This window comes from Thermaerobacter sp. PB12/4term (assembly GCF_003403315.2).
Lineage (GTDB): Bacteria > Bacillota > Sulfobacillia > Thermaerobacterales > Thermaerobacteraceae > Thermaerobacter.
Genome location: NZ_CP048407.1, coordinates 1,933,571 through 1,954,042, shown reverse-complemented (window position 1 = coordinate 1,954,042; position 20,472 = coordinate 1,933,571). Strand labels below are relative to the sequence as shown.

The 20,472-nt window shown below is 74.8% G+C and carries 10 protein-coding genes and 1 riboswitch; of the genes, 8 read left to right on the top strand and 2 right to left on the bottom strand.

Features of this window, described 5'->3' with window-relative positions; all coding sequences use genetic code 11:
• Window positions 1-28 precede the first annotated feature (28 nt).
• The 3 genes from metE (at window position 29) to DYI95_RS08075 (ending at window position 5,266) form a co-directional block, all read left to right on the top strand.
• Window positions 29-2,557: a 5-methyltetrahydropteroyltriglutamate--homocysteine S-methyltransferase gene (gene metE / locus DYI95_RS08085; RefSeq protein WP_116900287.1), complete on the top strand. Its 2,529-nt coding sequence runs from the start codon at window positions 29-31 to the stop codon at window positions 2,555-2,557.
• A 304-nt stretch (window positions 2,558-2,861) separates the two neighbouring features.
• Entirely contained in the window at window positions 2,862-4,325 is a 1,464-nt protein-coding gene (locus DYI95_RS08080; RefSeq protein ID WP_116900288.1) for a carboxypeptidase-like regulatory domain-containing protein, read from the top strand.
• Window positions 4,326-4,366: 41 nt separating this feature from the next.
• Window positions 4,367-5,266 (top strand): class E sortase, encoded by a 900-nt coding sequence (locus tag DYI95_RS08075; protein ID WP_158556034.1) that lies wholly within the window; start codon window positions 4,367-4,369, stop codon window positions 5,264-5,266.
• A gap of 151 nt (window positions 5,267-5,417) precedes the next feature.
• On the opposite strand, the gene DYI95_RS08070 is transcribed toward DYI95_RS08075, so the two are convergent.
• Window positions 5,418-6,707, bottom strand: coding sequence for a PLP-dependent aspartate aminotransferase family protein (locus DYI95_RS08070; protein WP_116900290.1), 1,290 nt, complete (start codon window positions 6,705-6,707; stop codon window positions 5,418-5,420).
• Window positions 6,697-8,883 (bottom strand): methylenetetrahydrofolate reductase, encoded by a 2,187-nt coding sequence (locus tag DYI95_RS08065; RefSeq protein WP_116900291.1) that lies wholly within the window; start codon window positions 8,881-8,883, stop codon window positions 6,697-6,699. Before DYI95_RS08065 ends, DYI95_RS08070 begins: the two co-directional genes overlap by 11 nt.
• 457 nt (window positions 8,884-9,340) lie before the next feature.
• Window positions 9,341-9,450: riboswitch (SAM riboswitch) on the bottom strand.
• A gap of 205 nt (window positions 9,451-9,655) precedes the next feature.
• Here DYI95_RS08065 and menA point away from each other — a divergent pair.
• The 5 genes from menA (at window position 9,656) to DYI95_RS08040 (ending at window position 20,320) form a co-directional block, all read left to right on the top strand.
• Window positions 9,656-10,852, top strand: a complete 1,197-nt coding sequence (gene menA / locus DYI95_RS08060) for a 1,4-dihydroxy-2-naphthoate octaprenyltransferase (RefSeq protein WP_116900292.1) — start codon at window positions 9,656-9,658, stop codon at window positions 10,850-10,852.
• A 407-nt stretch (window positions 10,853-11,259) separates the two neighbouring features.
• Window positions 11,260-12,969 (top strand): isochorismate synthase MenF, encoded by a 1,710-nt coding sequence (locus DYI95_RS08055; RefSeq protein WP_243149694.1) that lies wholly within the window; start codon window positions 11,260-11,262, stop codon window positions 12,967-12,969.
• Window positions 12,962-17,599: a 2-succinyl-5-enolpyruvyl-6-hydroxy-3-cyclohexene-1-carboxylic-acid synthase gene (gene menD / locus DYI95_RS08050; RefSeq protein WP_116900294.1), complete on the top strand. Its 4,638-nt coding sequence runs from the start codon at window positions 12,962-12,964 to the stop codon at window positions 17,597-17,599. Before DYI95_RS08055 ends, menD begins: the two co-directional genes overlap by 8 nt.
• A 194-nt stretch (window positions 17,600-17,793) precedes the next feature.
• Entirely contained in the window at window positions 17,794-18,630 is an 837-nt protein-coding gene (gene menB / locus DYI95_RS08045) for a 1,4-dihydroxy-2-naphthoyl-CoA synthase (protein ID WP_006903512.1), read from the top strand.
• Between the two features lie 265 nt (window positions 18,631-18,895).
• Window positions 18,896-20,320 (top strand): L-cystine transporter, encoded by a 1,425-nt coding sequence (locus tag DYI95_RS08040; protein WP_116900295.1) that lies wholly within the window; start codon window positions 18,896-18,898, stop codon window positions 20,318-20,320.
• Window positions 20,321-20,472: the final 152 nt, after the last annotated feature.

The following is a 20,472-nucleotide window of genomic DNA, read 5'->3' as shown; positions in this document are numbered from 1 at the left end:
CCCCATCCCACGAAGGAGGCGAGGACCCATGGCCGTGGCAACCAACCTGGGCTTCCCCCGCATCGGCGCCGGCCGGGAGTTGAAACAGGCCCTGGAGGCTTACTGGGACGGCAAGATTTCCGCGGACTCCCTGCTGGCGACGGCGGCGGCCCTGCGGCGGCGGCACTGGGAGCTGCAGCGGGCGGCGGGCATCGACGTGGTGCCCGTGGGGGATTTCTCCCTCTACGACCACGTGCTGGACACCGCCTGCATGGTGGGGGCCGTGCCCGCCCGTTACGGGTGGGCCCCTTCACCGGGAGCCGGCGCCTCCACCCCCCTGGCTCCTTGTGGCGATGCCGCCGGCGCGGGCCGGTCCACCCCGGCGGCGGGCCTGGGGGCGGAGGCGGGTCCGGGCACCGCGGCTGCCGCGGAGGTCCCCCTGGACGTCTACTTCGCCATGGCCCGGGGCACCCCCGGCCGGGGCGTCCCCGCCCTGGAGATGACCAAGTGGTTCGACACCAACTACCATTACATCGTGCCCGAGCTGGAACCGGGACAGGCCTTCCACCTGGCGTCCCGCAAGGTGGTGGAGGAGTTCCGCGAGGCCCGCACCCTGGGTTTCGAGCCCCGCCCCGTGCTGCTGGGCCCGGTCAGCTTCCTGCTGCTGGCCAAGCTCCGCAGCCCGGCGGAGGCCGGCGCCGCCGGCCGGTCCCCGGAGGCGAGCCGCAGCGAGGCCGAAGGCCTGGGCAGCCGGACGGCCGGTTCCTCCGGCGGGGAAGGGGCCGCCGGCCCGCGCCTTGCCTTGCTGGACGGCCTGCTGCCCGTGTACGGGCAGGTGCTGCGGGAGCTGGCGGCCGCCGGCGCCACCTGGGTTCAGCTGGATGAGCCGTTCCTGGCCCTGGACCTGGACGAACCGGCCCGGGCCGCCTTCCGCCGCGCCTACGCCACCTTAGCCCAGGCGGCCCCGGGGCTCCGGCTCTTCCTGGCCACCTACTTCGAGGGGTTGCGGGACAACCTGGAGCTGGCCTTGAGCCTGCCGGTGCAGGCCCTGCACCTGGATCTGGTGCGGGACCCCGGCCAGCTGGAGCAGGTGCTGGCCGCCGGGGTTCCGCCCACCCTGCACCTCTCCCTGGGGGTGGTGGACGGCCGCAACGTCTGGCGGGCGGACCTGGAGGCGGCCCTGGCCCTTCTGGAGCGGGCCCGGGACGCCCTGGGGGCCGGGCGGCTCTTCGTCGCCCCCTCCTGCTCGCTGCTGCACGTGCCCATCGACCTGAACCTGGAGACGGACCTGGACCCGGAGATCAAGGGCTGGCTTGCCTTCGCGAAGCAGAAGTTGGAGGAAGTGGCGGTCCTGACCCGCGCCTTGAACCAGGGCCGGCAGGCCGTGGCCGGTGCCCTGGCGGCCAGCCGGGCGGCGGTGGAGGCCCGGCGCCGCTCGCCCCGGCGCACCCGGCCGGAGGTGCAGGAGCGGCTGGCGCGGCTCAACCCGGACGAGACCCGCAGGCCCTCCCGGGCGCCCCAGCGGCGGCCGTTGCAGCGGGAACGGCTGGGTCTTCCGCTCCTGCCCACCACCACCATCGGCTCCTTCCCCCAGACGCCGGAGGTGCGCCGGCTGCGGGCGCGCTGGCGGCGCGGGGAGATCGACACCGCCACCTACGAAGAGGGCATCCGCGCCGAGATCCGCCGGGTGATCCGGCTGCAGGAGGAGCTGGGCCTGGACGTGCTGGTCCACGGCGAGGCCGAGCGCAACGACATGGTGGAGTACTTCGCCGAGCAGCTGGAGGGCTTCGCCTTCACCCGCCACGGCTGGGTGCAAAGCTACGGCAGCCGCTGCGTCAAGCCGCCCATCCTCTACGGCGACGTGGCCCGGCCCGGCCCCATGACCGTCCGGTGGATCACCTACGCCCAGTCCCTGACGGAACGGCCGGTCAAGGGCATGCTGACCGGGCCCGTCACCATCCTGCAGTGGTCCTTCGTCCGGGACGACCAGCCCCGGGAGGTGACCTGCCGGCAGATCGCCCTGGCCATCCGCGACGAGGTCCAGGACCTGGAGGCGGCGGGCATCCGGGTCATCCAGATCGACGAGCCGGCCTTCCGGGAGGCCATGCCCCTGCGGCAGGCGGACCGGCCCGCCTACCTGGCCTGGGCCACCGAGTGCTTCCGCCTGGTCACCGGCGGGGTGCGAGAGGAGACCCAGATCCACACCCACATGTGCTACTCGGAGTTCAACGACATCCTGGACGCCATCGCCGCCCTGGACGCCGACGTGATCCTGATCGAGGCCTCGCGCTCGGGCATGGAGCTGCTGGACGCCTTCGTACAGCACCGCTACCCCAGCGACATCGGCCCGGGGGTGTACGACATCCACTCGCCCCGGGTGCCGCCGGTGGACGAGATCAAGGCGCTGCTGCGCAAGGCGGCCGCGGTGCTCGACCCGGCCCAGCTCTGGGTGAACCCGGACTGCGGCCTCAAGACCCGGCGTTACGAGGAGGTCGAACCGGCCCTGCGGCACATGGTCCAGGCGGCCCGGGAACTGCGGGAGGAGTGGGCACCGGCTCCTGCGGCCGGCGGCCGGTAGGCCGGCACCTGCAGCCCGCAGCGAAGGATTGCGACGGGATTCGACAATCGGCAAAGGGCCGGCAGGGGCATGGGGACGGCTTCCCCGGGGAGGGGAGGCCGTCCCGTGCGCTTTTGGCAAGTACCGCAAAAGCACCATGGGTGGTCATGTCGAATGATGATTCGTTTCGTACCGCTACCGCGCCTCGATCCCGCCGCGAATCCAACCATTGCTGTTTAAAACGCCTCCATACCATAAAAAGGCCAATCCCAACGAATTCCCTTAATACTAAACGTCCATTCAGTCGGTATGGGGGAGGGGGAGCATGCGGCAAGCGGAACAGGCCTCCCGCTGGCGGCGCCCGGTGGCCTGGGTCACCAGCCTCGCCCTGGTGGTGGCCACCGGGGGCGGCGTCCTGTTGGGAGGGGGGCCGGCGGCCGAGGCAGGCGGCCCGCGCCTGCCCGGCTCGGAGAAGGTGCAGGAGGCGACCCAGGGGGTACTGGCCACCGGCGGGGGCACGTCGCGGGACGCGTCAGCGGCAGCCGCCAGGCTGGTGACGGCAACGACGGGCATGCTGTCCGGTAGCCTCGGCGTTGTGACCGGTACCGCCGCAGGAACCGCCGGCACCATCGCCGCCACCGCCGGCGAGGCCGCCGGTCAGCTGGCGGGCGCCCTGACCGGAGGGGCAGGCGGTGAGGCCGTCGAGGGCACGGTGGACCAGGTGGGCCAGACGGCCGGTGGGGTGGCCGGGGTCCTCGCGGGAGACCAGCTCGGCTCCCTGGTGGAGGGGGTGGCCGGAACCGTGGAAGGCGCCGCCGGCACCCTGACCGGCGCCATCTTGGACACGGCCGGCGACCTCCTGTCCACGGGGGGAGGCGGGAACCAGGACGGCAATACGGGTAGCGGGCCCTCCTTGAACCTGCAGATCGGCGACCAGAACGTGGAGGTCAGCCTGGACGGCGGCCTGCGCATCAGCCCGGACCCGACGGGCGGGCTCCTATCAGGTTCGGGCGGCGGCAATGGGGACCAGGGCGGCAGCGGCGGATCCGGCGGCGGCCCCGCCGGCGAGGAAGGGGATGGGCCGGTGCGGGTCGACCTGCCCACGGGCACCATCACCGGCCTGGTGTGCGACGCCCTGAGTGGTCTTCCCATCCCCGGAGCGACCGTGTCGGTGGGTGAGGAACGGGGCGCCGCCCTGGGCATCGCCCGGACCGACCTGGGCGGGAACTTCAGCCTGGACATCGGACGCACCTCCAGCGGCCGGTTGACCATTACCGCCAGCGCCGGGGGATATGCCGTGACCACTTCCGGCCCCATCACCCTGGGGCCCGACGGCACGGCCACGGTGAAGGTCTGCCTGGAGCGCGCCAGTACCGGCCCCCAAAACCCGCCCGGCGATCAGCCCGGTGAGGACGGTGACGGGGGATCGCCGCCCGGCGGCCCGGGCGGTGGCACTCCCGGCCCTGGTACGGAACCGGGCACGGGCGGGTCAGGTGGTGGGTCCACCGGCAGCGACCCCGGCGGCAGCGGCGGTACCGGTGACGAGCGGGCGGGCTGGGGCAGCCTGCCGTTCACCGGCGGCAACGGCCTGGCCTTTCTGCTCGCCGGCTCCTTGGCGGCCGGTGCCGGCCTGGCGGTCCGGCGGTGGGCGCTGAAAGGTGGAGCCCGGGGAGTGCGGGCAGCCTTCGGGACGGTGACGGATGCGGGTGCCGCCGGCCCATCCCCCGCCGGCACGGCGGCCGGCGCGCCCGCACCGCCAAAGGCCGGTGAGCCCGCCCCATCCTGCTGACACAGCGGACGGATCCCAGCCTGATGGGAGGCGCAGGCGCCGTGGCAGTGCGGTTCACGCGCCGGTGGTGGGGAACCCTGGTTGGCTGGGTCCTCGTCCTGGTGGGGGTCGCCCTGGCCACGGCGCCCGCCTTGCAGTGGGTGTACGGCGCCGGCTGGCAGGCCCACCTGCAGGCGCAGCTGGCCCGGCCGGGTCCGGATGGGCCGGGCGGGGACCCGGGGGAGCCCGCGCCGCCGGGCGTGGGGCCTGCCGGCCGGATCTGGGCGTCCCCTGCCGCGGACCGGCTCCTCGAGCTCCTCGGCCGCTGGTTGGGCGGGCTCGAAAGGCTTCTCGGCTGGTTGCGGGAGCTCCTGACCGAGGCGGGAGTCCCTGAAGGGTGGCTGGCCTGGTGGTGGGAAGACCCCGGCCTGGCCGCGACGGCGACCGTCCCTGAACCCGGGGAGCTCCGCGGCGGGGAGCGGCTCCAGGCAGCAGCCGGGCGGGGCGCCGGGGGCGCCCGCGGGGGCGCGGCGGGCGGCCGAGAAGCGGCCTCCCGGGAGGCGGGGCAGCCCGTCGCGCGGCTGGTGATCCCCCGGGCCGGCGTGGACGCCGTGGTCCTTTACGGTACGAGCCGGGTCGTCCTGGCGCGGGGACCCGGCATCTACCAGGAGGCCGAGCTGCCCGGGCCCCAGGCCCGGGTGGCCATCGCCGCCCACCGGACCACCTATGGCGCCTGGTTCCGTCACATCGACCGGCTGCAGCCCGGCGATGCCCTCGCCCTGTGGTATCAGGGCCGCTGGTACCGGTACACTGCCCGCCGCGTCTTCGCCACCCACCGCAACGACTGGCGGGCGGTGCTGGAGGGGCCCCGACCGGGGCTCATCCTCACCACCTGCCACCCGCCGGGTTCGTCCCGGCAGCGGCTGGTGGTGTATGCCGAACTGACCGGCGTTACGCCGTAAGGATCGTCCTTGGGCTGAGGGTGAGGCCGAGGCGAGGCTCGAGGCCCCTGGGCTCGAGGCCCGGGGCCTCGAGCCCAGGGGCCGGGCCGCCATGCGGGCGAGCCGCCGGCACAGGCCTCCGGCCACCCGGGAGCACCGGGGGGCTCCGGTCTCACGCCTCCTGCCGCGCCCGGCCGGCCAGGATGGCTTCGGCCCGGGCCCGGGCCTCCGCCAGGGACAGGGCCGACGGCCCCTGCAGCGCCTGCTCCAGGTCGGCGGCCAGGTCGTCCGCCGCCTCGATGCCCACCGAAAGCCGCAGCAGTCCCGCGTCGATACCCAGCCGCTCCCGCAGGGCGGCAGGCATCTCCCTGTGGGTGGTGCTGGCGGGGTGGGTGATCAGGCTCTCCACGCCGCCGAAGCTTTCCGCGAAGAGAATGAGCTGGAGCCGCCGCAGCACGTCGCCGGCCCGGCCGGTATCCCGCAAGCGGAAGCTGAGCATCGCCCCGAAGCCCTCCGCCTGCTGCCGGCAGCGCCGGAAGAAGGGGCTTGACGGCAGCCCCGGATAGTACACCGCCGCCACCGCCGGGTGGGCCTCCAGCCAGTGGGCCAGGGTCAGGGCGTTCTGTTGTGCCTGGGCCATCCGCAGCGCCAGGGTCTTGAGGCCCCGCACCGCCAGCCAGGCGTCGTGGGGGCCCAGGATACCTCCGGTGATGGTGCGCAGGGAGGCTAGTTCGTCCGCCAGGGCCGGGGTCCCCGCCACGGCCACGCCCGCCACCAGGTCGTTGTGGCCGGCCAGGTACTTGCTGGCGCTGTGGATCACCACGTCGGCGCCCCGGGTAAGGGGCCGCTGGAAGAGGGGCGTGAACAGGGTCGAGTCCACCAGGAGCCACAGGCGCTGGCGCCGGCACAGGGCGGCCAGCCCGTCCAGGTCGGCCACCCGCATGAGGGGGTTGGTCGGGCTCTCCACCAGCACGGCCCGGGTCGCCGGCGTCAGGGCCTCCGCCACGGCCGCGGCGTCGGTGGTGTCGGCCAGGCTGTAGCCGATGCCCAGGTGGCGGAACAGCTCGTCCAGTACCCGCCAGGTATGGCCGTACAGGTCCTCGGTCACCACCAGGTGGTCGCCGGGCCGGAAGAGGTGCAGCACCGCCGTGACGGCGGCCATGCCCGAGGCGAAGGCCAGGGCGGCGAAGCCGTCTTCCAGCCCGTTGACCGCCTCTTCGAAGGCTTCCCGGGTGGGGTTGTGCAGCCGGCTGTAATCCCAGCCGGTGGTCTGGCCGGGTCCCGGGTGCTCGTAGGTGGCCGTCTGGTAGATCGGCACGGCCACGGACCCGGTGCGGGGGTCGCGGCGCACCCCGGCGTGAACCACCCGGGTGGCCGGGTGCAGCGAGGCGGCGGGGCGGGCCCCCCCGGTGGGCGGGACCGCCCCGCCCTGTTTTGGGGCGGGAACCGGTTCAACCGGCATGGTGGCGCACCTCCTCCGGGCTCCGGGCTGCAGCCGCGGGCAGGGGGCCGTCCAGCCGGGCCCGCAAGCGGCGGACGAACTCGGCCACCGGCTCCGCCTTCCCGTAGGAGACCACCACGTAGACCCCGGCAATGTAGGGCCGGGCGGCCTCCACCACTTCTTCGGCCAGCTGGAGGCCCACCTCCAGGCCCCGCTCGCCGGCCCGGTCCAGGGCCTCGCGGATCCGGGCGGGGATGGAGATGCCGGGCACCTGGTGGTGCAGGTAGTGGGCGTGGCGGCCGCTGTGCAGGGGCATCACGCCCATGACGATGGGCACCGGGCACCCGCCCAGGCGATCCAGGACCCGCTCTAGCGGCTCCAGCTCGTAGAGGGGCTGGGTCATGACGAAGTCCACCACACCCACCGCCAGCTTGCGGCGAAAGCGCTCCAGCTCCCGGTCCAGGTCGTCCGCCGACGGGCTCAGGGCGCAGGCCACGGTGAAGTCGGCCGGCGCCCCCAGGGCGTTGCCCCGGGGATCCTCGCCCCGCCGCAGGGCCGCCAGCACCTCCAGCAGGCCGATGGAGTCCACGTCGTACACCGGGGAGGCGCCGCTGGAACCCAGGCGGGGATGGTCGCCCGTCAGGGCCAGGACGTTGCGGACGCCCAGGGCATGGGCGGCCAGCAGGTCGGCCTGCAGGGCCATCAGGTTCCGGTCCCGGGTGGTGCAGTGCATGATGGCATCGATGCCGGCGCTGCGGGCCAGCAAGGCACCGGCCCAAGCCGCCATGCGCGGCCGGGCCATGGGGCTGTCGCCCACGTTGACGGCATCGGCTCCGGCCGCCGCCACGGTGCGGGCATCGGCCAGGAACTTGTTGGCCACCGGACCCCGCGGCGGGTCCAGCTCGACGCTGATGACGAACCGGCGCCCCAGCTTCTCCCGCAGCGGGTCGGGACTGCAGTGCCCGGCGGCCCCGCCCTTGCCGCTGGCGGTGTCGCCTGGGAGGGAGCCTGCACCGGCAGGCCGGCTCCTGGTCCAAAGGGCAGCGGCGGGCCGGGAGGCGGCCGGACCGCCGGCGTTCAGCTCGCCGGCGTCCGGCTCGCCGGGGCCGCTGCCCGAACCCGTCCGGTTCAGAGGGCCTAGGACCGGCAGGGCCGGGGCCGGGCCCTCCGGCTCCAGGTGGACCGCTTGGATGCGGGCGGCCAGAGCCTCCAGGTCCGCGGGCTGCCAGGGGCCGGTTCCACCTACCCAGCCGGCCCCCAGAAGGCGCAGGGCATCCCACGCATCCCACCCGCCGGTGTCCTGGGTGGCCGGCTTGTGGGCGGCCAGCCCACGGGCGGCCGGTCCGGGCTTGTTCTCCAGCTGCCCCAGGGTGACCCACAGGGGACCGCTCCACCCGGCCCGCCGCACCGCCGCCAGCCAGCGGGCCGCCCAAGCCGGCCCGCCGCCCGCGGCCACACCGAGGGCGTCGGGCCAGCCGGCCGCGTGGAACGCCTCCAGCCAGGGGGAGGGGAGGGCAACCGGCGGCTCCCCCTCCCCCACCAGCAGGACACCCACCGGCAACCGGGCCGCCTCCCGCACGGCCTTCAGGGCAAGGCCGGCCTCCTGGGGGTGGCGGGCTTCAACCCAGAACAGGTCGACGCCCCCTGCGAGCAGCCCGGCTACCTGGCGGCGGTAGCCTTCAAGGACGGCCTCCGGCGGGGCGCTGCCGCCGGCAGCGGCGGTGGCGGGCAGCGGTCCCAAAAACCCCGCCACCAGGCAGGGCCGTCCGGCCAGCTCCCGGGCGGACCGCGCCAGCTTGGCGGCCCAGAGATTGACCTCCTCGATCCGCTCCGGGGACGTGGACGGAAGCCACCAGGGGCTGGCCCAGCGGGTGGCGGTGCGGACCAGGCGGGCCCCGGCCCGGATGGCCGCCAGGTGGACGCCTTCCACCGCGGCGGGTTCGGTGAGGGGCAGGAGGGCGGTGCCCGGAGCCGGTTCTTCCTCCTCCCGGGCCGCGGCACGGGGCCACCCGTGCGGCCCCGTGCCAGGTTGGGAAGGTGCGGGTCCTCCGCCGGACGGGCTGTTGCCCGCGGGGGAGGGCTGGACCGGGCGGGCGGCCAGGGTCCAGGAAGGGTCGCCATCGGCCAGGGCGGGCAGGACGGGCCCAGGGCTCACCGCCGCCAGGGTTCGGGGAGCCGGATCCGGGGCGAAGGGCACGAAGGTTCCTCCGCCCCCACCCCCTGAAACCGGTCGTGCCGGAGGGGGACCGGCACGGCCAGCGGGGCCGGAGCCCCCTGGCGGGTGTCCCGCGGCAGGGAAGGCCGCCCGGGGCGGGCCCGGGTCGTCTGGCTGTGGGTTGGCCGTGGCCGGGTGGGCAGGTCGCGGTCCGGCGGCCGGCCGGAAGGGCTGGGTCACCCTGGTCGTCACCTCCAGTTCCCGGCGCCGGTGACAGCGCCCCGGCACAGGGTGCCTGAGGCTTCCGCACGGCGCTCGGCGCTGCACGATGTGGGGGAACGGGCCCTTCCTGGCCCCACCGGCCCCCTGGCCCGCCGGGCTCCGGGACCCCCTGGGTCCCTGGGGCGCCTCCGGTCCCTGAGGCCCTAGCGGCCAAAGAAGAAGCCCCTTCCGAAGGAGGAAGGGGCTTGGTGATCACAGCAGGGTCCCCGTCCCCCTTCTCTCATCTCTCGGCTCCCGGAGGGAGCCGCGGGAGTTGGCACCGCACGACCAAGGTCGCCGGTTGCCGCGGCGTCATCGGGCCCGTCCCTCGACCGCTCTGGATAAGAGAGGGGTCGGCCGGCTCGGCCGGCCGCATGCGTTGTCAATGGAGATTAGGGACAGTATAGCCGGGTTCCGCCATCCCGGCAACAGGCCGGAACCCGTTTCCTTCGTTACAATAAGAGACGTGCAACAGGGCACCTGGAACGGTACACTGGCCACCCGGACGGGTGCGTGACCCGGTCAACGGGGCGCGCGATGGGGGAGATATCCGGTGCACCAGGCGGACGAACACGGCCCGGCCATGGCACGGGCGGCGGCCGCGAGCGCGCCGGCGCCGGCCGCGGGTTCAGGGGGGCGTGCGGAGGCTGCGGCGACCCCTGCGGCTGCCGGTAGCGAGCGGTCGGACGGGGGCGAGCCGGCTACCGGCCTGCGCGCCGGCAGCCCGGGGGCAAGGCCTCCGAAGATCGGGCGGGACGGCGGCGCGGGACGGCTCCGGTCCGGTGGGGCAGGGACGGCCGCGGCGGCCGCAGGGGCCGAGGCACCCACCGCCCGCTCCTGGCGCCTGCTGGCCCGGGCCTGGTTCCAGGCCAGCCGCCCCCACCTCAAGCCGGTCACCATCATCCCCGTGCTGGTGGGGATCCTGGTGGCCGGCGGGGAGGGCCACTTCGACCCCTGGCTGGCGCTGCTCACCATGCTGGGCAGCCTGGCCATCCACGCCGGCACCGACATGGCCAACGACTACTTCGACTACATCATGTACGAGGGCGATGCACCCTTCACCGGCGGCAGCGGCGTGATCCAGGCGGGATGGCTCAGCCCGGACAGCCTGCGCCGGGGAGCTTGGGCCACCTTCGGCTTCGGCGCTCTGGTGGGCGGCTACCTGGCGGCACGCACGGGCTGGCCCGCCCTGGCCTTCGGCCTGCTGGGCATTGCCAGCGGGCTCTTCTACACGGCTCCGCCCATCCGCTACGGCTACCGCGGGTTCGGCGAGGTCATGGTGGGACTCAACATGGGCGCGGTGCTGGTGCTGGGTTCGTACTACGTCCAGGCCCGCACCCTTTCCCTGGAGGCGCTGGTGGCCTCCTTGCCCCTGGTGTCCCTGGTGGCCCTGATCCTCTATGCCGAGTCGATCCACGACATCGAAGAAGACCGGGCCACCGGCAAGATGACCGTGGCGGCGCGGCTGGGAGAGACGCGCGCCCTGCGCCTGTACTTCGGGTGGGTGGCGGCCACGGCGGTGCTGGTGGTGGCGGGGGTGGCGGCCGGGCGGCTGCCCGCCCTGGTGCTGGCCACGCTGGTGCCCGCGGCCCGCTGCCTGCGGCAGGCCCCGCTCTTCCTGGCCCGGCCTTACCGGCACCAGGACCTTTACCGCCTGGGACGGCTGGCCCTGGGGCTATACAAGGCGGCGGGGGTCTCGCTGGTGGCGGGATACGGCTGGTGGTGGCTGCGATCGGCCCTTTGGTCCTGACAGGACCGGGGTTTTGCGGGACCCGCCGGCCTGGGCGGATCTGCCGCCAGCGGTGCGCCGAGCACATCCCGCGGGCCGTCGGTCTTGCGGGACCCGCCGGCTTGGGCGGCCCAGCCGAGGCGGGCGGTGGTGAGGAAGGGATTTGGGCCTGGCTCACGAACATCCCTGCTTTGGGTCGCCGGTGAATGAACGTTCACCCAGAGTTCACCGGGGACGCCAGCCGTTGCCGATTCAAGGAACCAACAATCCGCCGGGTTCAACGAACGAACGATCCTCAGGATAGAGGGATGACATCCTTGGCCAGGGAAGTGCCCCACCTTGCGTCCCTCACGGGACCCGTAAGTCGCGATCTGGACCGGCTCCATGCCCGCGCGCGGGACCAGGCCCGGCGCGGGCGGCGACCTTCCGTGGTGAGCTTTACCGTCGCCGCCGAGGACCTGGACCCCATCGCCCTGTTTGAGGGCGCCGCCATCCTGACCCGGGAGCGGGCTCTCTGGTCCGCTCCCGGCGGCACCATGGCCATGGTCGCCCTGGGGGCGGCAGCCGTCCTGGAAGCCGGTCCGGGCGTGGCTGCCGAGTCTGAAGCGGCCGGCGCCGGTCCCGCCGGGCCCCTGGCCGCCATCGCCCCGGCGCTGGCTTCCGCCTGGCAGGCCCTGTGTGAGGGAGCGCTCATCGATGCGCCCCACGGCGTGTGGGGCACGGGACCGGTGGTGGTGGGGGGCTTTGCCTTCGACCCCCAGGAGCCGGCGGATTTGCTGTGGGCCGGCTTCCCTGCGGCCCGCTTCGTTCTGCCGGAGCTGCTGGTCACCCGGACAGGCGGCGAGACCTGGCTCACCTTCAACCGGGTGGTGGTGCCCGGGGTGGGGACGGAGGCGGGGACGGCGGCCGGGACCTCGGCCGCGGACGGTGCCGGCGAAGGGGCCGGCTGGATCTTCCCGGGGGGCATCCGGCTGCACGTGCCCGCGGCGGCCACCACCGCCGCGGGAGAGCGCGGCCGCCGCTGGCTCTCGCTGCTGGCCGTGGCTTCAACGGCCGGGCGACGCCCGGGAAGCCGCGGGACGGACCCCCGCGAGCCTGCCGGTGCCCCGGGAGCCGGCGGGCCGGGCAAGGCGGCGGCTGCAGCAGGCGGCCCGGCCGGTTCCCGGCCGGCCGGGGCCGGAGGGCTCGGTGCCGAACCCGGTGCGCCGGGCCCGCGCTGTGAGGCTGGCGGGCGGGGCGGGCCCGGTTCGTCCGCCCGGCCGTCCGGTGCCGGCGGAGCCCCGTCCCTCATCGGGGCCCGGGCCGTGCCCGGCCGGGAGGCCTGGGAGGCCATGGTACGTGCGGCGCTGGATGCCATCGGCCGGGGCGAGCTGGCCAAGGTGGTCCTGGCGCGCCGGCTGCACCTGCGCGCCGGGGCGGCCTTCGATCCCGGGGCGGCCCTGCGCCGGCTGCAGGCCGGTTACCCCGAATGCTTCGTCTTCGCCGTGGCCCGGGACCGCACCGTCTTCCTGGGGGCCACGCCCGAGCGGCTGGTGCGGCTCCGGGACCGGCGCGTGGAGACGGCCGCGGTGGCCGGTTCGACCGCCCGGGGGGCGACCCCCGAAGCCGACGCCGCCCTGGCCCGGGAACTGCTGGCCAGCCCCAAGGAAAGGGAAGAACACGCGTTGGTGGTGCGGATGCTGCGCGACACCCTGGGGCCGGTCTGCCGGGTGCTGGACGTCCCGGCGGAGCCCCGCCTGCTCCAGCTGCAGAACGTGCAGCACCTGTACACGCCCATCACCGGGGTGGTCGACGGCGCCACGGTGCCGGAGCTGGTGGCGCGGCTCCATCCCACGCCGGCTTTGGGCGGCTGGCCGCGGGAGCGGGCCCTGGAGTTCATCCGCCGCTGGGAGGGCCGAACCCGGGGCTGGTACGCGGCTCCCCTGGGCTGGTTCGACCACCGGGGCGAGGGGGAGATGGCGGTGGCCATCCGTTCGGGGGTGGTGCGGGGGACCGAGGCGTGGCTCTTTGCCGGCTGCGGCGTGGTGGCGGGGTCGGATCCGGGGCGCGAGTGGCAGGAGACGGCCCTGAAGCTGCAGCCGCTGGCAGCCGCCCTGGGGGTGGAACCCGGCGCCACGGAGGTGGACCACGGTGGCTGAGCCGGTCGGAGCAGGCCCCCAAGGGAAGCGGGAGGAGCCCGGCGCGGGAAGGGCCGGCGCCGCCGGCGGGCCCGCAGCGGGGGGTGCGGTGGCCGGCGCTTCCTCCGTGACGGAAGACGCCGGCAACGGGTCCGCCGGCCCTGCGGGTCCCGCTGGAGCTGCCGGGCCTGCGGGCCTTGCGGGGGCTGACGCGCCTGCCGGTCCTGGTGGATCCGCCGGGCCTTCCGGCCTCCCTGGGACCATCGCACCTGCTGTGGTGGCCGGACCTGCGGCGCCGCCGGGACCGGACCTGGGCCGGACCAACCTGGCCTGGGCTCTGGCCCTGATGGACGGCCTGGTGAGCGCGGGGGTCGAGCACGTGGTGGTCTGCCCGGGGTCGCGGTCCACGCCTCTGGCCCTGGCGGCGGCCCGGCACCCTGGGGTGCGGCTCTGGGTGCAGCTGGACGAGCGCTCGGCGGCCTTTTTCGCCCTGGGGCTCGGGCGCGCTACGGGCCGCCCGGCGGCGGTGGTGGCCACGTCGGGGACGGCGCCGGCCAACTTCTACCCGGCGGTGATCGAAGCGCGCTACGGCCGGGTTCCGCTGGTGGTCCTTTCCGCCGACCGGCCCCACGAGCTGCGGGAGTTCGGCGCCTCCCAGACCGTGGACCAGATCCACCTCTACGGCCGGCACGCCAAGTGGTTTGCCGACCTGCCCCTGCCGGAAGACGACCCCGCTGCCCGGGCCTACGTGACCCGGGCGGCGGTGCGGGCGGTGACCGAGGCCCTGGCGGCCCCGGCCGGGCCCGTCCACCTGAACGTGCCCTTCCGGGAGCCCCTGGTGCCGGAGGCGCCGGCAGCATCCCGGCCGGCCGGAGCCGGCGCCTCGTCCCATCCCGCTGCGGTGGGGGCGGCCGCAGCCGCTGATGCCGTTGGCATGGTGCAAGGCCTGGCGGCCGTTGAACGCGGGCTCGCCGGGGGGGAGCCGGTTGGACAGGGCCCGCCGGATCGGGAGGCCGTCGAGGCGCACCTCGCCGGCGAGGGGCGGCTGGCTGGTGGCCCTGCCCAGCCGGTGTCCGGAGGGCCGTGGCAGGCCCCGCTGACGTCCGCTCAGCCGCGGCCTGCCCGGCGGCAGCCCGTCGAGCCAAGGCTCGGGGCCGCTGCCCTGACGGAGGCCCAGGCCCACGAGCTCTTCGGCTTGCTGGCCGGTGCGCGGCGGGGGCTCATCGTCTGCGGGCCCCTTTCTCCCGTACTGGCGGTGGCCCCCGGTGTGGGGCCGGCGGCGGGCGGTCCCGGCGGCGCACCGGCCTTCTCGGCGGAGGGACCGCCCCTGGCCGTGGCGGTGACCCGGCTGGCCCGGCGCCTTGGCTTGCCGGTGCTGGCCGATCCCCTGTCCGGGGTGCGGTGCGGCCCCCATGCGTCCGCGGAGGCGTACGGGGCGCAGCAGGCGGCTCGGCAGGCCGGGCCGGCGGCCGGGACGCGGCAGGGTGGACCTGCGGCTTGGGGTCAGCAGGGTGGGGCGGCACCCGCGGCCCAGCAGGGTGAGGCGGTGGCTGCGGGGCCGGATGCCGCGGCGGCCGCCGGCCCGGGCGGCGGGGTGGCCGGAGGCGCGGCCGGGAACGAGGCCGCCGGGACGGCCCCCGGGCTGGCCCGGGAGGCGCAGGCGACCGGGGAGGGCGTCGCCCAGGACCCCGCCGAGGGGCCCGTGGCGGGTTCCGTTCAGGGTTCCGCCCAGGGCGGGATGCAGGGCCCCATCCCGGGCCCCATCATCGATGCCTACGATGCGTTCCTGCGGGTCCCCGCCCTGGCGTCGGCCCTGGCCCCCGACGTGGTCCTGCGCCTGGGCGGCATGCCGGTGTCCAAGCCCCTGGCCCAGTTCCTGGAGCGGCACCCCCGGGCCGTGCAGGTGGTGATCGACGAGGGCGGCTGGCCCGACCCCAGCCACGGGGCGGCGCTGGTGGTGCGGGCGGACCCCGTGCAGGCCTGCTGGCAGCTGGCGCAGCTGGCGGCGGCCTATTGCGGGGACGAACCGGCCCCGGCTGGCGAGGCACAGCCCGGCGGCGGGCAGGGCGGGCCCGGCGCCGTGGCCGATACGCAACGCGAAGGTGCCCCGGGGTCGGAGACCCGGCAAACCGCCGGGACGGGGGTGGCATCCCGGGCGGGCGGCCCACCGGCGCACCAGGATGAAGGCGCACTGCCCGGCCAAGGGACGGCCGGTTCCTCCACCGGTTTCTCCAGCGGGAGCGTCCCGGCCGGTTCGGTAGGCGCCGGCGGTCCGGTGGATCCCGTCCCGGCGCCCGGCGATGCGTCAAGGCCTCCGGGCGCCGGTTCCTGGCTGGGCCTCTGGCAGCGCCTCAACCACATCGCCCGCCAGGCCATGGCCCGCCAGCTGGCCCGGTGGGACGAACCGGCCGAGCCCCGGGTGGTGGCGGAGCTGGCCCGGCTCCTGCCTGCGGGCAGCCTGCTCTTTGCCGGCAACAGCATGCCCATCCGGGACGTGGACACCTTTTTCCCGGCGGGCCCGCGCCCCGTCCGCATCCTGGCCAACCGCGGAGCCGCCGGCATCGACGGGGTGGTCTCCACCGCCGCAGGGGTGGCGGCGGCCGGCGAGGGGCCCGTGGTGCTGCTGATCGGCGACCTTTCCTTTTATCACGACCTTAACGGTCTCTGGGCGGCCGCCCGCTACGGCCTGCCCCTGGTCACGGTGGTGGTGAACAACGACGGCGGGGGGATCTTCTCCTTCCTGGCCCAGAGCCGGCTGGATCCGGCGGAGTTTGAGCCCCTCTGGGGCACGCCCCACGGGCTGGACTTTCGCCACGCCGCGGCCCTGTACGGGATCCCCTACCGCCGGGTGGACACCTGGGACGCCTTCCGGGCGGCCGTGCAGGAGGCGCTCGGCCGGGCGCCGGGCGGCGGTGGAACCGGCCTCCCGGGCGCTGCGGGCGCCCCCGGGGAGCGCACCGGCCCTGCGGACGGCAACACCCCTGGCCCGTCCATCGTCGAGATCCGGACGAACCGGCAGCGCAATGTGGACCACCACCGGCAGATCTGGCAGGCGGTGGCGGCCGCGCTGGCAGAGGCCGGGCTGGCAGGTGAGCCGGCGGAGGCGGCCACCGCCCGGGCCCTGGAGCCCGACGGCCATGGGGCTGCGGCGATTTCAGCCCGCCCGGCAGCGGAGGGCAGGGGGCGTCCGGACCAGGAGGCCCCGGTACCCCGGCCGCCGGACTTGCTGGCAGCGCAGGCCGCGGAGTCGAGCACCGGACAGGCCGCGGGGCCGGGCACCGGGCAGGCGGGGGAGTCGGACGGCGGGAAGGCTGGCGAGCACAGCGCCGGCGGGAAGGCTGGTGAGCCCGGCGCCGGCGGGAGGGCTGGGGAACATGGGGCCGGCGGGCAGGCTCGGGGTCCTGGGGCCGGCAGGACCGGTCAGGAGCCTGGGGCTGCGCCTCCGGCCGGGGGTGCCCGGGCCGGGTTCGTCCGGGTCCGCGGGGCCCGCTATTACGTCGAAGCCGAGGGCTGGCCGCTCCACCAGAGCGGTGCGCTCGCGGCCGCGGCCTCCCGGCCGGGCGGGGAGCCCGCGACCCGGGAGCCGGGGAGAGAGACGGCGACCCTGCCACTGGATGGGGACGCCGCGCCCTCGCGCCCCGGTGATCCCCGGCGGCCCTCGCCCTCCGGCTCCGGCGGGCCCGCGACGCCGGCCGTGGCCGGGCTGGCCGCGGGGGGCGGGCCAGTCGGGGCTCCCGGCTCAGCCGGGGGCCCGTCGGGACTTCCTGAAGCGGCACTACGGGCCGGCGGCGCCCCCAGGCTCTCGGAGCTGGCGCCACGGTCCGGCGGCGCCTCAAGGCATCTGGAACCGGCGCCGCTTCTGCTGGGCGGCGACACCTCCATGCTCCCGGAACCGGCGCTGCTGCTCCACGGTTTCACCGGCAGCACCGCCACCTGGGCGGGGGTCTGGTCCCAGCTGGCCGCCGCGGGGCCACTGCTGGCCGTCGACCTTCTGGGCCACGGCCGGTCGGCGGCGCCGGCCGGCCCGGACCGCTACCACATGGAGGAGCAGGTCGCCGACCTGGTGGCCCTGCTGGACCGGCTGGGCATCGGGCGAGTGCACCTGGTGGGCTACTCCATGGGCGGGCGGGTGGCCCTGAGCCTGGCGGCCGCGGCGCCGGAGCGGGTGGCTTCGGTGGTGCTGGAGTCGTCGTCGCCCGGGCTGGCCGGCCCCGGCGAGCGGGAGGCCCGCCGCCGGTCCGACGAGGCCCTGGCCCGCCGGATCGAGGAGGAGGGGGTCGGGGCCTTCACCCGGGCCTGGGAAGAGCTTCCCCTCTTTGCCGGGCTTAAGGACCTCGACCCCGCCGCCCGGGCGTCGGTCCGGGCCACCCGCCTGGCCCAGCGACCGCGGGGGCTGGCCGGCAGCCTGCGAGGCATGGGGGCCGGGGTTCAGACGCCCCTCTGGGACCGCCTGGCGGATCTCCCCATGCCGGTGCTGTGCCTGGCGGGTGCGGCCGATGCCAAGTACGCCGCCCTGGCCCGCACCATGGCCGGGCGGATTCCGCGCGGGCGGGCGGTGATCGTCCCGGGGGCAGGGCACACCGTCCACCTGGAAGAACCGGCCGCGTTCGTCCGGGAGGTGAGAGCCTTCTGGCGGGAGCACCGGTTTTAAGCCAGGCAGGTCCTGCGCGCAACGAAAGCCCTCACGGGCCCTGAACAGCCGCGTGGCACCGGCGTCGCCCAGCCGGCGGCGCGGCGCGGCCCGCCCGCGTCCGTCCCGGGCCCGCCGGGCGCCGGGCGTGGTACGATGGCGTGGTACGATGGACAGGCAGCCCCACTGGGCAAGATCACCGGGGAGGGAAGGGGATGGCGACGGACGTCCAGCTTCCGCGCTGGATCAAGGTCAAGGATTACGAGGACATCATCTACGAGAAGGCCGACGGCGAGGGCATCGCCAAGATCACCATCAACCGGCCGCACGTGCTCAATGCCTTCCGGCCCGAAACGGTCATGGAGATGCAGGACGCCTTCACCGACGCCCGGAACGACCCGCGCATCGGCGTGGTCCTGCTGACGGGGGCGGGAGGCAACTTCTGCAGCGGTGGCGACCAGAAGGTGCGGGGCCACGGCGGCTACGTGGACGAAGGGGGCATGGCGCGGCTCAACGTGCTGGACCTGCAGCGCCAGATCCGCACGCTGCCCAAGCCGGTCATCGCCCTGGTGGCCGGTTACGCCATCGGCGGCGGCCACGTGCTGCACGTGGTTTGCGACCTGACCATCGCCGCGGACAACGCCCGCTTCGGCCAGGCGGGGCCTCGGGTCGGCAGCTTCGACGGCGGCTACGGCGCCGGCCTGCTGGCACGCATCGTGGGGCACAAGAAGGCTCGCGAGATCTGGTACCTCTGCCGCCAGTACACCGCCCAGGAAGCCCTGGAGATGGGGCTGGTCAACGCCGTCGTGCCCGCCGACCAGCTGGAGGCGGAGGGCGTCAAGTGGGCCCGGGAGATCCTAGACAAGAGCCCCATCGCCATCCGCATGCTCAAGGCGGCCTTCAACGCCGACACCGACGGCCTGGCGGGCCTGCAGCAGCTGGCGGGCGACGCCACCTTGATCTACTACCTCACCGACGAGGCCAAGGAAGGCCAGCGGGCCTTTCTGGAGAAGCGCAAGCCCGACTGGAGCAAGTTCCCGCGGTTTCCCTGATGGGCACACCGCGGTTCCGCGCATAGGTTCGGTCCGCCCACCGATGTCGACCGGAGGCCCCGCTGTTGCCGCGGGGCCGTTGTGTTGCTTCAAGTAGGCACGGCTGCGGTGGGTTCGGTGCAGGCCGGGTTACCGTGACCGGTGTCCCTTGCGCCCGGGAGCGCCCTGGGATTTAATGAGTATGCCGAGCGGATTAGGAGGGATGCTTCGGGACCGCCGCGGCGGCCGCAGCAGGGGAAACCGGGTAGGTGAGGAGGATGCCGCAATGGCATGGCTTCCCGTGGCGCTGAACGTCGCCGGCCTGTTCGTCCTGATCGCGGTGCTCTACGGGCTGAAGGGCCGCGGCCTCAGCTTTTCCAGCCGGGTGTTCGCCGGCCTTGGGCTCGGCGTGGCCTACGGACTCGTTCTTCACACCGCCTACCAGGCGCAGCCCGGGGTGATCCCTGCCTCGGTGGAGTGGTTCAACCTGGTGGGGACGGGCTACGTCAAGCTGCTCCAGATGGTGACCATCCCGCTGGTGTTCGTCGCCATCGTCTCCGCCTTCACCCGCATGGAACTGGCCGACAACACCGGCCGGCTGGCCCTGACCGTGGTCGCGATCCTGGTGGCCACCACGGCCATCGCGGCCGTCCTGGGCATCGGATCCGTCGGCCTGTTTGGCCTTGACGCCAGCCAGTTCCACCAGGGCCAGGCGGAGGCCCAGCGCATCCAGCAGCTGGAGCAGACCTTCGGCGAGCTGCAGCAGATGTCGGCGCCCGAGCGGCTGCTGGAGCTGCTGCCCGCCAACCCCTTCCTTGACTTCACCGGGCAGCGGCGCGCTTCGACCATCGCCGTGGTGATCTTTGCGGCCTTCGTCGGCTCGGCGTACCTGGGCCTGCGGCACCGGGACCCCCAGGCGGCCGAGACCTTCGCCGGGATCGTCCGGGCGCTGGAGGGCGTGGTCATGGGCATGGTGCGGCAGGTGATCCGGCTCACGCCCTACGGCATCCTGGCCATCATGACCCGGGTGGCCGCCACCAGCGACTACACGGCCATCTGGCAGCTGGGCAAGTTCGTCGTCGCCTCCTACGCGGCGCTGGCGGCCATGTTCCTGCTGCACCTCCTCTTCCTGGGAGCGGCCGGCCTGAGCCCGGCGGCCTACGTGCGCAAGGCGTTGCCCGTGCTCACCTTCGCCTTCTCGTCCCGGTCGAGCGCGGCGACCCTGCCGCTCAACGTCCGCACCCAGGTGGAGGAACTGGGCGTGCCCCAGGGCATCGCCAACCTGGCCGGGTCCCTGGGGCTCTCCATCGGCCAAAACGGCTGCGCCGGCGTGTATCCGGCCATGCTGGCGGTGATGGCGGCGCCCCTGGTGGGGATCGACCCCTGGACGCCCGGGTTCCTGCTCAGCGTGGTCGGCGTGGTGGCCATCAGCTCCTTCGGCGTGGCGGGCGTGGGCGGCGGCGCCACGTTTGCGTCGCTGCTGGTGCTGTCCATGCTGAACCTGCCCGTGGGGCTGGCGGGCCTGCTGATCTCGGTGGAGCCCTTGATCGACATGGGCCGCACGGCTCTCAACGTCAGCGGCGCCATGACGGCGGGGATCCTGACCAGCCGCATGGCGGGACGCCTGGACGTCGACGTGTACCGGGGGCGCGGGGCCACGGGCGCGGGTGCAGGCACCGGCGAGGAGGCGGGGGTCCAGGTCGGCGCCTGAGCGGCCACTCGCATACCGGTTGCGGGATGCGCCGGGGTGGGGGTGCGATCCGGTGTCGCGATAAGGGTTCGCGGTTCGGTGTCCGGCGTCCGGGGCGGCGGTCCGCGGTCCCCGGCCCGCGGTCGCCGGTCCGTGATCCCCGGCCCGCGGTC

Excerpts from the sequence above, each read along its gene's own strand:
- menB (WP_006903512.1), top strand. The coding sequence starts at position 17,794 with ATGGCGACGGACGTCCAGCTTCCGCGCTGGATCAAGGTCAAGGATTAC.
- metE (WP_116900287.1), top strand. The coding sequence starts at position 29 with ATGGCCGTGGCAACCAACCTGGGCTTCCCCCGCATCGGCGCCGGCCGG.
- DYI95_RS08080 (WP_116900288.1), top strand. The coding sequence starts at position 2,862 with ATGCGGCAAGCGGAACAGGCCTCCCGCTGGCGGCGCCCGGTGGCCTGG.
- DYI95_RS08040 (WP_116900295.1), top strand. The coding sequence starts at position 18,896 with ATGGCATGGCTTCCCGTGGCGCTGAACGTCGCCGGCCTGTTCGTCCTG.
- DYI95_RS08070 (WP_116900290.1), bottom strand. The coding sequence starts at position 6,707 with ATGCCGGTTGAACCGGTTCCCGCCCCAAAACAGGGCGGGGCGGTCCCG.